This window comes from Planktothrix rubescens CCAP 1459/22 (assembly GCA_904830895.1).
In the GTDB taxonomy this organism is placed as follows: domain Bacteria; phylum Cyanobacteriota; class Cyanobacteriia; order Cyanobacteriales; family Microcoleaceae; genus Planktothrix; species Planktothrix agardhii.
This window is the reverse complement of the sequence record LR882958.1, coordinates 3,454,904-3,467,162: the sequence shown is the minus strand read 5'-3', so window position 1 is coordinate 3,467,162 and position 12,259 is coordinate 3,454,904. Positions and strand designations below refer to the sequence as shown.

The window sequence follows — 12,259 nt, the reverse complement described above, 5'->3', positions numbered from 1 at the left end:
AGACACAAAGAATATCAAGAAGTTGTAAACACTTAAGTAATGCTTACTGTGGGTGTATTATTGGTGCTTGTTGCGAATTTAATTTATGACTCCTCAACCCGGTGTTAACCGACCTCAAACTACGGTAATTTTAGCGATGAGTGCGGATGGTAAAATTTCTGATCAAATGCGATCGCCCGCCCGTTTTGGTTCAGAACAAGATAAACTACATTTAGAAAAACAAGTGGCACAAATGGACGGGGTTTTATTCGGTGCGGGAACATTAAACGCCTATCAAACTACTATCAAAATTACTGATCCTGAATTATTAAAATACCGAAAACGGCACGGAAAACCCCCTCAACCCATACAAATTGTGGTGTCTGCTTCAGGAAAGATTAATCCGAATTTACGTTTTTTTCAACAATCTGTTCCCCATTGGTTGCTAACCACAAATCAGGGTAAACAATTATGGAATAATACAGAAGGGTTTGAAAATATAATTATTGCTGATCATAATAATCATCAAATTAACTGGAGTATGGCTTTTGAACAATTCCAAAAATTAGGCTTAAATAAGTTAGGAATATTAGGAGGTGGTCAACTGGTTGCTTCCCTTTTAAAACAAAACCTGATTGATCAATTCTGGTTAACCATTTGTCCCTTAATTTTAAGTGGTAGAAATTCTCCCAGCCCCGCCGATGGAGAGGGCTTTTTATCCGCCGTCGCCCCGCGTTTGCAATTATTGGAGGTAAAAACCATTGGACAAGAAGTATTTTTACATTATCAAGTATTAACTGGCGAATAATTATGTTATTTCCCATTTTTGTAAAAATTAGATTACCCTAAATATTGAAGAATGCGTCTATCATCATTTTTGAAATAATATGGTAAAACCCTTAACCTCCTCCTATTCGACCCGTTGGATTAATACGGTTGCTGAAGTCCCTCAAACAGCCTGGGATAACCTAGCCCAACCTTTAATTACGCCCTTTTTTGAGTGGGATTGGTTGCATAACATTGAATCATCGGGAAGTGCTACTGGACGCACGGGTTGGTTACCCCATCATTTAACCGTATGGCGGGATCAACAGTTAGTAGGAATTGCACCTTTATATCTTAAAGGGCATAGTCGCGGGGAATTTGTTTTTGATAATCAATGGGCGGATGTTGCCCATCAATTAGGCATTGAATATTATCCTAAACTATTAGGAATGTCGCCTTTTACTCCAGCCGAAGGCTATAGATTTATGATTGCACCCGGAGAAGATGAAGAAGAAATTACGGGGTTAATGGTGCATTCAATTGATCAATTTTGTATTGAAAATAAAATTTCTGGCTGTAATTTTCTCTATGTTGATCCCGAATGGAAACCGATGTTAGAAAAGTTTGGGTTTGCTTCTTGGTTACACCATAGTTATATTTGGAAAAATCAAGAATATGAAAGTTTTGATGATTATTTAAAAGGTTTTAATGCTAATCAGAGGCGGAATATTAAGCGGGAACGTAAAGCAGTTACTCAAGCGGGATTACAACTACAAACTCACACGGGAGATCAAATTCCGAAAGCGTTTTTTTTGGAAATGTATCAATTTTATGCTAGTACCTGTGATAAGTTTGGTTGGTGGGGAAGTAAATATTTAACCCGCAGATTTTTTGAACAATTGCATCATAATTATCGGCATCGGGTGGTCTTTGTCGCGGCTTTTGATGATACTACCCAACATCAACCAATGGGAATGTCGTTTTGTTTAACTAAAGGCGATCGTTTATATGGTCGCTATTGGGGAAGTGTTCAAGATATTGATTGTTTACATTTTGATGCCTGTTATTATTCTCCAATTGAATGGGCAATTGAAAACAAAATTTCTCTGTTTGATCCGGGTGCGGGAGGTCGTCATAAAAAACGTCGCGGTTTTCCCGCCACACCAAATTATAGTTTACATAGATTCTATGATCAACGTTTAGCTCAGATTTTAAAGTCTTATATCGGACGAATTAACGAAATGGAACAACAGGAAATTGATCATGTTAATCAGGATTTGCCTTTTAGTAATGATCAATCAGATTGATTCTAAATCCCCCTAATTATCTTAATATTACCCAGACCGTAGGGGCGGGTTCGGGTCAATATTTGTTAATTAGCAGAAATTTTAATAAACCCGCCCCCAACCTGTAAAATAGAATCTCAAATTGGTAAAGGTAATTGGAAAAAATGGTACAGGAACGCACGTTACCGACGTTTAAGGCGGATGCAAATGCTGTAACCCGCGATGAAGGGTTAATGCTGTATGAGGATATGGTGCTGGGGCGGCTATTTGAAGATAAATGTGCCGAGATGTATTATCGGGGCAAAATGTTCGGTTTTGTCCACCTGTACAACGGTCAAGAAGCCGTGGCTACGGGGATGATCCGGGCGGGTCGTCGGGATGAGGATTATGTTTGTAGTACCTATCGGGATCACGTTCATGCTTTGAGTGCGGGGGTTACACCCCGGGAAGTTATGGCGGAATTATTTGGTAAGGCCACAGGTTGTTCTAAGGGTCGGGGCGGCTCGATGCACCTATTCTCCTCGGCCCATAATTTATTAGGGGGGTTTGCCTTTGTTGCTGAAGGAATTCCGGTGGCTACAGGGGCGGCTTTTCAAACCAAATACCGCAGGGAAGCGATGAATGATCCGAATGCGGATCAGGTAACTATGTGTTTCTTTGGGGATGGGGCTTGTAATAACGGCCAATTCTATGAATGTTTGAATATGGCGGCATTATGGAATCTGCCGATTATTTATGTGGTGGAAAATAATAAATGGGCGATCGGAATGGCCCATGACCGGGCAACTTCTGACCCGGAAATCTACAAAAAAGGCCCGGCTTTTGGAATGCCTGGTTATGAAGTGGATGGGATGGATGTTTTGGCGGTTAGGGAAGTGGCTAAAAAGGCCGTTGCTCGCGCCCGGGCGGGTGAAGGCCCAACTTTAGTTGAAGCTTTAACCTATCGTTTCCGGGGACATTCTTTGGCCGATCCCGATGAATTACGCGATAAAGATGAGAAGGAATTTTGGTTTGCTCGTGATCCGATTAAAAAATTTGCGGCTCATTTAACCGAACATAATTTGGCAACCCATGAGGAATTGAAAGCTATTGATCAGCAAGTTCAAGCCATTATTGATGATGCGGTAGAATTTGCCCAAAGTAGCCCGGAACCTGATCCGAAAGAGTTATACCGTTATATTTATGCCGATGATTAATAAACTTTAAATTGAGACATTAAAACGGCATATTATTTCTATAGGGGCGGGTTCAAAAAAGTTTATAATGGCAATTATTGATTGTACTAAACCCGCCTTTTTTATCAGATTATTAATCTTTCCAAGCATTTCCTCCGGGTAATTCTATTAAGGTTTGATCAACTTGAGCAGCTAATTCTTTAGCCGGATAACGATAGGTTAAATCGAGTAAGATTTGAGCCCTCATTAAAATTGAATCTCGTTCTACTATTTCTGATAATTTAAACGGGGTATAGGTTCCATTCATGACTTCAACACTGGCATCTCGAATGGCATCTTCCAAGCTATCTTCTAACCAAGTTTGCCATTCATCTTGTTGAATATAATAGGATTTTTTATTGTCTTTAAGATTAAGTTTTTGGATTTCTCGAATAGAACCTCGGATAGAAGCTGCCCAAGAATTTGTTAACCTTTCTTCAATTTGATTTTTAATTAAATGAATCAACAGTCTAAGTAAATAAGACTGAATATTGCGTAAAATAGCTTGTTTTCCCATTCCTTCCAATTCATCAATAATCATTAACGCTTGGTCATAGCGTTGTTCTTCGATGCAAGTTCTTAAATCAATCAGTTCTTGTACCATAGTGAATTTCTGCAAATGCGATCGCTATTTTTAATTCTTAAAACCTTTAACTCATAACTTGAGAGTTAGCAATTTTCCAAATTCCATCCCAATATTCTAAATTATAACGCACTAATTTGGTATTAAAGCTACTTTCAATAATTTTTCCATTTTTGTATAAAGTCGTATCTTCGGTAACTTTAACTTCTATGGTAGCTTTATTTCCCGATGCTGCAAATCGTTCTATAGATTCAATTTTCTGGACTCCATATTGATAATAAGCATTATTTTCCTGTAAAAAATTAATTCCTTTTAAGCTATCAGCATATAATACACCCGTAGTTAAATCTCCGAGGAGTGCCCGGTCAAAGGGAGAGGCGAAAATTTTGGATTTGGCATTTAACCATTGAGTGATTAAATCGGCGGCTTTTCCAATGGTTATTGTTTCGGTATTTTGAGTTATTTGATTCACAATAAGAGAATTTTGTAAACCCACTGGTTGATTTTTGATTGGGGTTTGGGCTTCAACTATTTGACTAATGCCAAAGGAGAAAATCAGAGTTAATGTTAATAGAGTTGTTTTCATAATAGGTAAATAGGGATCACGGATTTAAGAGGATTTCACGGATTTCACGGATTTTAATTTGTGTTATAGCAGGGAACACCGGAACAGCCCCCCCAAACCCCCCGTGCACGGGGGGCTAGGGGGGGAGGGAACACCGGGGGAAAACACTTTACCGTCTGGTGTCTTAACTGCCTTGGCGGTTGCTATAATCTGCGTAATCCTCATTGGAAAGGGAGATTTAGGAGGATCTAATCTCGGAGGTAATCATAGATTAACCTGATAAACATTCCCGATAGAATGATCGGGATTAATCTCTATAATTAAATCAACAAATTCGGGATTTTCCATCAAGGAGTTTATAAACAATTCGGGATGTAAGGCTTTCCAGAAATAATCAACAAATTGACTAATTTCTACATCAGTCATTCCCGATTTTCCTGTTTTAATCATATCATGTTCGGCTTGGATTCGCCACTGTTTTGATAGGCGATAATCTACAGGATTTAAAATTAGCAACCGATCTAATTTTTCCCATAAATGAATATACCCATTTAACTGTTTATTCATGTCCCTAGCAAATTTTTTATCCGAGGGAGTAATAATCGGAACTGGGGCAGAATCAAACAGTTGGGGGTTAATTGGTCTACAGCCTACAAACCAACCTTCAAATAAAATAATATCAATTCCGGTCACGAATTCCGGTGAAATGCGATCGCCTGCCCCCTGCCATAATGACTTATCAAACCGAGGAATGGCAATGGTTTGATCTGGCAAAGGTTGACGCAATTGATCTAAAACCTGGATTCCTAATTCAAGATCGTGGGTTCCGGGTGGCCCTCGCCAAATTAAACGCGGATCAGCTTTTTGTAATTGTTGACGTTCCGAATAAGTTTTATAGAGATCATCTAAGGACAAGCTAAGTGTGTCATAGTGGAACAGAGACAAAATATAAGTTAAGACTTTCCCTAGAGTTGTTTTTCCTGTGCCTTGCCCTCCTAATATTCCTTGAACCAGAGGACGACCCAAGCGTTGACGATGTTCAGCTAGTTGGGTCGCTAAAGGTAGCCAAAATTTCCATAGAGTTTCTAGCTGTTCAAATAACAGAGGAAACTCAATCTTTTTCTGTTGAAGTTGACAGAATAGACGGGATCGGGCTTCTATGTTCACCATAACATTTTCCGGTGTAATTCCAAAGGCAGTTGAACGTTGATGATCAGACAGTTCCCATTTTTCTAAAACTGCTAAATCTGAGGAATCTGGTTTTTTTCCATTCCTCCAAGCCTGGAGAATTTCAATCATAGATAATTCTAATTCTATGCAATAAATTTCCATTATGAACCTACCATTGAGGCTAACAAAAATAACCCATAACTCAAACCAATTTTGAGGGCATTTAGGTTTTCTACCCAAAAAGATTGTCGTAAACGAGGAGAACGATTGTAAACTAACCAGTTAACCCCTTCGACAAAGATAGATATTACTAAAGCCACCGTCACATCTAAACGCCCCCTTTGTCCGGTTATCGTGGAAATACCCAGGGCTAGGAATATCCCAAACAGTAGACTAATAATTAGCAGCGAAATCCGTCGCCAAGGATTCATTAACAATCGCCCTACCTGGGCATTAATTACATTGACAAGTCGATTCAGACGGGTATTTTGCATAAAACAGAGTGTGAATTTTAGTGGGATTAATGATCTAATTTAAAGCAAAAGATTATGAAAGATAAACTTTATCCAGCCTTTCTAATTACTGGAATAATTTTATTAACTTTAATTAGTTTAAGGCAATTTCTGTTTCGCTATTGTGTCCAAACGGAGCGAAAACCCGCCGAACAGATGGTCTTATCTGCCCATAGTTCCCTGTCTACAACTTTTCCTAAAATCTCTATTCCGCAACCATCCCCCCCGAATATTAGTCTTCCCTTGAAATCTGGGATGATTCCCCCGTCTTTGCCTCCACTGTCCACAAACTATCGCCGAGGGTCATTTCGAGTCAGTAACCTGACGGAACATCCGGTGCGTGTGGCCTTACTCAGTCGTTCAGCCCCGAATATCACCGAACCTGTTCACTGGGATTTTGCCCCCGCCGAGGGCAGTAGGGAGGGTCTGATTTTATCCCTTCCCCAAGAAGATTTAATCCTCAAATCCGGTGATATTCTGGTGGTTTTTGCTCCTGATGGTTCTCGCTATTACTGGGGGCCGTATATTGTCGGGGAAACTTCCCTTCCGGCTTGGAATCCTCAAGACCAGGAATGGGAATTGGTGATTAAACCGACCCCATGAAGAAATCAATAATTGTGGAGATAAATGTGGATTCGTTTTTGTACCAGTGATCCATCTCCTTCCCGAACTCCGTTCTATCTGCGGCAAGGCAAAAAGCCTACTTCTGTTGTGTTTAGCCTGTCTGTTCCGAAACAGTCGGTGGGTCAGTGACCAAGTTCATATTACCACAAATTTTGTATTTTTATTTTTTTTGTGGGATCGAATTGACTCAGGCAGCAATCTTCCTAATGATGTGGGTATTCTTACTCCCATGTACGATAATAACTAATTGATATATTGAATTAGGTGTTAGTGATCTAACACATTAACAGTAAACTGTCAATATCTCAATCGTTAATATCTGCATTTTTAGCCAATGAAATCAAGTTCAAATCGAAAAATTCCCAGCTTTTTTTTACCTCTACTCAAAACACCTGGGTTCCCTTGGCTAGTTTTTATTTTAGGTTTAGGTTTAATCGGTTTTCTGGCTTTTTTTTGGAATTTAGGAACTTCTGGTTTAGTGGATGAAACAGAACCTCTATTTGCGGAAGCCTCCCGTCAAATTTTAGTCACTGGGGATTGGATTACTCCCTATTTTAATGAAGAAACCCGTTTCGATAAACCCCCATTAATTTATTGGTTAATGGCAATTTCCTATCAGATAGTTGGGGTAAATGAATGGGGAGTCCGTTTTCCTTCGGCATTTTCTGGTTTTATTATTGTTTGTTTAGGATTTTATACTTTAAGTTATTACGTCCAACAAATCCAATTTTATACTATAAAAGATAATCAAAAACAAGATTTTATTTCTCCATTGGTTCAACCAGGTTTTAGAAAGATTATTTTACATCCTTTACCTTGGATGGGGGCTTTATTAATCGCATTTAATCCGGGGATTCTGGCTTGGGCAAGAATTGGGGTTTCGGATATGTTATTAACCGGGTGTTTGGGTTCGGCGTTATTAGCTTTTTTTCTGGGATATGCAAAGTCAGAATTACAGGAAGGGCAAGATTTACCTCCAGGTTTTAATTCTTATAAAATTTGGTATTTGGCTTTTTATATTTTAACCGCTTTAGCTGTTTTAACCAAAGGCCCGGTGGGGATTGTTTTACCGATTTTAATTATTGGTTCATTTTTAATTTATTTGGGAGAAGGGCGCAAAGTTTTAAAAGAAATGGATTTATTAAAGGGAAGTTTAATTTTTTTAGTAATTACAATTTCTTGGTATGTTTTAGTAATTTTAGTTAATGGTCAAAACTATATTAACTCTTTTTTTGGTTATCATAATTTTCAACGATTTACAACGGTTGTGAATCACCATTCTGCTCCTTGGTATTTCTATTTTATTGTAGTTTTAGTCGGATTTGCACCATTTTCTGTGTATTTACCTCCGGCGATCGCTTCAACAAAATTCTGGAAACGTCGCTATTGGCAACATCAAACTCGAATTAAACAACTCCAATTATTTGCTGTTTTTTGGTTTGGCGGAATTTTTATATTTTTCACCCTAGCGGTTACTAAGCTTCCCAGTTATATTTTGCCCCTGATTCCTGCCTCAGTTTTATTAGTATCTTTATTTTGGAATAATATCATCTCTAAAAATAGCTTTCAAAAAAATAAATTTAATTCCCTAAATATTGCAATTTTTATTAATATTTTATTTGTTTTTTTGGCATCTATTGGCAGTTATTTTAGTAAAAATTTAATTGGATATGATGCAGATATGCCGGATTTTAGAGGGGATTTACAAGCCTCTGGGATTCCAAATATATCGGCTTTGATTTGGGTGATCACAACATTAGGAATAGTCCTAAGTTGGTGGAAAGGTCGAATTTCATCTATTTTTATAGTTAATATTTTGGGATTTATTGTTTTTTTTATTGTGGCGGTAACTCCCACCTATAGTTTACTCGATCAACATCGACAAGAACCCTTACGACACCTAGCCCAAACCGTCGTACAACAGCGAAAATTAGGGGAAGAATTAATTATGATTGGTTTCAAAAAACCCAGTTTAGTTTTTTATACTCAACATCGAGTGCAATACCGTCCTGACCCCCGGGATGCGATCGCCTATATTCAAACTCCATTGGTGCAAAAATCTCCTCCCCAAACCCTTTTAATTTTGGCACATCCCCAAGAATTAATTGATCTAGGATTAAAACCCGATCAATATCAAATTATGGATCAAGCGGGTGCTTATCAACTCATTCGGGTTCATAAAACGTAATCTAGCAATTCGGTACCTAATTGTCCTAAACTAAACTATGGAAATCTAATCGGCTTTTGAACAAAAAATATGAGTTTAGTTGAACTTTTAGAACCCATTGCTAATCTATTTCGGGGTTTAGGTATTCCCGAACCTATCACCCATTGGGGACATCCGGTGATGATGGGAACTGTTATTTTTACGATGGGGAGTTATGTGGGTTGGACGGGATGGCGCGGGCGTCTCGCAGCAGATAAGGAAGTCGCCTTAAAAAATCGTGCTGACCACCGAAAACTCGCCCCTTTAATGTTTTTGTTTTTGGCATTAGGCTACACGGGAGGTTTATTATCTTTAGTAATGCAAAAAGAACCCATTTTAGAAAGTCCCCACTTCTGGACAGGAACAATATTATTAGGATTGTTATTAACTAATAGTCTGATTGCTTTTACCGGATTTAACAAAGATAACTCTGGTTTTAGGGCGACCCATGCTTATATTGGAACCGTTATCTTAGGATTAATGTTAGTCCATACCTTTTTAGGTTTAAAGTTAGGATTGTCTATCTAATATTGTTGACGGTTGGCTATTGAAACCAAGAAACTCCCCCTGATCCCTATTTTGTCATATAGCAACCGCCAAGGCAGTTAGGACACCAGACGGATCTTGTAACCCAGACAGTGAAGTATTTTCCCCCGGTGTTCCCTCCCCCCCTAGCCCCCCGTGCACGGGGGGCTAGGGGGGGCTGTTCCCTGTTCCCTGTTCCCTGTTCCCTGTTCCCTGTTCCCTGTTCCCTGCTATATCATGAATCAGACGGTGATTTTAATTCTGGCTTTTGCTTATCTCTTAGGTTTGCTAGTGGGTGTAATTCCTGGGGGAAATTATGCAATATTAGGTTTAGGAATTATATTGGCAATAGCCACCGCCCTAAAACAAGTTTATCAACAAAAACAATCCCGTCAAGCTCGAATTAAACAATTTACTCGGCAAAAACAAACCCGCAAAGATGCCCTAACTGATCCGATTGAATTTGTAGATAAAATCCCTAAAATTCCCCGTCCTAAAATTCCCTTTTGGGTGTGGTTATTAGCCGGAATTATTGCTTTTTTAGCCAGTGTTTATTTACAAATCAGAACGCCTCAACCCGCGACAAATGATATTAGTCAGTTAATTATTAATAGTGGAAATAGCCAAGATTTATTAATTACGGTTCGGGGAGAAGTTAGCAGTATTCCTCGGTTAACTCGTTCAGGACGGGGACAATTTTGGCTAGAGGTGAATCAAGTTAATGAAATTACTAATAATAATACGACCATTGCCGTTAGTAAAGATGTTAGTGGTTTGGTTTATGTGACTGTTCCCCTATTAAAAGCTACGGGATTATATCCGGGGGAAAGTATTGCCATTACCGGAAGTTTATACAAACCTCAACCCCCTTCTAACCCGGGGGGATTTGATTTTCAAAACTATCTCGCTCAACAGGGATCATTTACCGGACTTCGAGGACGTTATATTAGTCATGATGATAGTCAACCCCCTCCTTGGGGACTATGGAAAATTCGCCAACGGATTACCCGCGCTCAAGCTCAATTATTAGGAGTTCCCAAAGGTTCCCTATTAAGCGCGATGGTCTTAGGACGTTTAGCTGTTGATTTACCCTACGATATTAGAGATATTTTTGTTCAAGTTGGACTGGCTCATATTTTAGCAGCTTCAGGATTTCAAGTATCATTTTTATTGGGAGTTATTTTAGCGATTACTCAAAAGTTTTCTCCCAGGATAAGATTTAGTTTGGGATTATTAACCTTACTGATTTATTTGGGATTAACAGGGATTTCTCCTTCGGTATTACGAGCAACATTAATGGGTTTGGCGGTATTAATTGCTCTGTTAAGCCAACGGCAAACTAAACCTTTAAACGTATTATTAATTGTTGCTATCTTATTATTAATTGCTAATCCAACTTGGATTTTTGATATTGGATTTCAACTCAGTTTTTTAGCAACTTTAGGATTAATGGTTACGGTTCCTGCCTTAATGGAAAGATTAAATTGGATGCCCCCTTTCTTCGCATCTTTAATTGCTGTTCCTTTATCAGCACTAATCTGGACATTACCTTTGCAACTCTATTTTTTTAAAGTATTATCTCCCTATAGTATTCTGGTTAATATTATCGCATCTCCCCTGATTTCTATTATTACATTGGGAGGGATGGCGAGTGCTTTATCCGCCTTATTAGTACCCAGTTTGGGAAGTGCGATCGCCCAATTTCTCTATTATCCAATTTTAGGTTTAATTGAAATCGCCAAATATTTTAGTCAACTGCCAGGAAATTCGATTGCAGTTGGGAGTATTTCCCTGATTCAATTAATAACTCTCTATAGTTTAATTGTGATAATTTGGGTTTATTTTACCTGGATTAATCCGGCATCAAACCCCAAATTTTCCCGATCAAAAACCCAATTTATTCCTGTTCTCTTTGCCGTCACCTTAGCCCTATTGATTGTGATTATCCCCAGTTGGTATACTAAAACCCTAGGGTTTCAAGCCAACCTTCTCAATACTCCTCAAGAACCGATTTTAGTGATTGAAGAAAAAGGACAAGTTACCTTAATCAATAGTGGGAGTCAGAACACCGCTAAATTTGCAATTTTACCCTTTTTAAATGCCCAAGGGATTAATGCTATTAATAACGCCGTAGCTACCCATTCCCAACTGGGTTTAAGTATTGGTTGGCCGTTGATTTTAGAAAATATTCCGATTCAAACTTTTTATGATAATCCTACTCCGAAAAAAAACTATCAAGCCACTAATGAAATTATTCTAAAAGCCTTAGCCGAACAAAAAGGAAATTATGTTTCCTTAACAGTTGGTCAACCGATTCTGTTAGGTTCTGTAGAACTGGAATTATTAAGTGCTCAACCTCCAGTTATTCAATTTAAAATTGGTCAAAATCTTTGGACATTACTGGGAGAAACTTCCATTTCTGAACAACAACAGTTAATTCAAAAGGTCAGGTCAACTCAGGTATTATGGTGGTCGGGAGAATCCTTAACCCCGGAACTTTTATCCGTATTAAGGCCTAAAATTGCGATCGCATCTTCCAATTCTATTGATCCGAAAACCGTAGAAACCCTAAATCAACAGCAAACTCAAATCTTCTGGACGGGTCGAGATGGGGCTTTGAGATGGACGCCGACCCAGGGTTTTGAAACAACTTTAGATTTTGATCAAACAGATGGTTCCCTTCTCTGATATAATTCAAAAAGTGGTTTAGAATTAGATATAGATCATTTCTAACTTGGAGAGGTGGCAGAGTTGGTCGAATGCGACACACTCGAAATGTGTTAGGGGCTTTACGGTTCCTCGTGGGTTCGAATCCCACCCTCTCCGTTTT

The 12,259-nt window shown here is 38.7% G+C and carries 11 protein-coding genes and 1 tRNA gene; 8 read left to right on the top strand and 4 right to left on the bottom strand.

What is annotated here, in order from left to right; all coding sequences use genetic code 11:
- Positions 1–85 precede the first annotated feature (85 nt).
- The 3 genes from NMG86_RS16225 to pdhA all read left to right on the top strand — a co-directional run bounded on the left by NMG86_RS16225 (position 86) and on the right by pdhA (position 3,226).
- A complete protein-coding gene (locus tag NMG86_RS16225) occupies positions 86–787 on the top strand; it encodes a RibD family protein (RefSeq protein ID WP_026786091.1) in 702 nt (233 codons plus the stop codon).
- A 79-nt stretch (positions 788–866) separates the two neighbouring features.
- Positions 867–2,051 (top strand): GNAT family N-acetyltransferase, encoded by a 1,185-nt coding sequence (locus NMG86_RS16220; protein WP_026786092.1) that lies wholly within the window; start codon positions 867–869, stop codon positions 2,049–2,051.
- A gap of 143 nt (positions 2,052–2,194) precedes the next feature.
- Entirely contained in the window at positions 2,195–3,226 is a 1,032-nt protein-coding gene (gene pdhA, locus NMG86_RS16215) for a pyruvate dehydrogenase (acetyl-transferring) E1 component subunit alpha (protein WP_026786093.1), read from the top strand.
- A 112-nt stretch (positions 3,227–3,338) separates the two neighbouring features.
- Here the strand turns inward: pdhA and NMG86_RS16210 are convergent, their stop codons facing one another.
- From NMG86_RS16210 to NMG86_RS16195, 4 genes are all read right to left on the bottom strand, one after another.
- Positions 3,339–3,848 carry a DUF29 family protein gene (locus NMG86_RS16210; protein ID WP_026794737.1) on the bottom strand — a complete coding sequence of 170 codons (510 nt, stop codon included), beginning with the start codon at positions 3,846–3,848 and terminating at the stop codon, positions 3,339–3,341.
- 46 nt (positions 3,849–3,894) lie between these two features.
- Positions 3,895–4,413: an ARC6/PARC6 family protein gene (locus NMG86_RS16205; RefSeq protein WP_026794736.1), complete on the bottom strand. Its 519-nt coding sequence runs from the start codon at positions 4,411–4,413 to the stop codon at positions 3,895–3,897.
- Between the two features lie 243 nt (positions 4,414–4,656).
- On the bottom strand, positions 4,657–5,724 hold the full coding sequence (locus NMG86_RS16200; RefSeq protein WP_087882146.1) for a glycerate kinase: 1,068 nt from the start codon (positions 5,722–5,724) through the stop codon (positions 4,657–4,659).
- The gene (locus NMG86_RS16195) at positions 5,724–6,056 is read right to left on the bottom strand and encodes a DUF565 domain-containing protein (protein ID WP_026798070.1); all 333 of its coding nucleotides are present in this window, start codon (positions 6,054–6,056) and stop codon (positions 5,724–5,726) included. Before NMG86_RS16195 ends, NMG86_RS16200 begins: the two co-directional genes overlap by 1 nt.
- Positions 6,057–6,110: 54 nt before the next feature.
- Here NMG86_RS16195 and NMG86_RS16190 point away from each other — a divergent pair, with 54 nt between their 5' ends.
- The 5 genes from NMG86_RS16190 to NMG86_RS16170 all read left to right on the top strand — a co-directional run bounded on the left by NMG86_RS16190 (position 6,111) and on the right by NMG86_RS16170 (position 12,255).
- Entirely contained in the window at positions 6,111–6,677 is a 567-nt protein-coding gene (locus tag NMG86_RS16190; RefSeq protein WP_026794732.1) for a hypothetical protein, read from the top strand.
- 355 nt (positions 6,678–7,032) lie between these two features.
- On the top strand, positions 7,033–8,886 hold the full coding sequence (locus NMG86_RS16185) for an ArnT family glycosyltransferase (protein WP_026798069.1): 1,854 nt from the start codon (positions 7,033–7,035) through the stop codon (positions 8,884–8,886).
- Positions 8,887–8,955: 69 nt separating this feature from the next.
- A complete protein-coding gene (locus tag NMG86_RS16180) occupies positions 8,956–9,432 on the top strand; it encodes a DUF4079 domain-containing protein (protein ID WP_026798068.1) in 477 nt (158 codons plus the stop codon).
- Positions 9,433–9,666: 234 nt separating this feature from the next.
- On the top strand, positions 9,667–12,117 hold the full coding sequence (locus NMG86_RS16175; protein ID WP_026798067.1) for a ComEC/Rec2 family competence protein: 2,451 nt from the start codon (positions 9,667–9,669) through the stop codon (positions 12,115–12,117).
- 48 nt (positions 12,118–12,165) lie between these two features.
- Positions 12,166–12,255: transfer RNA gene (locus NMG86_RS16170), tRNA-Ser, on the top strand.
- Positions 12,256–12,259 lie beyond the last annotated feature (4 nt).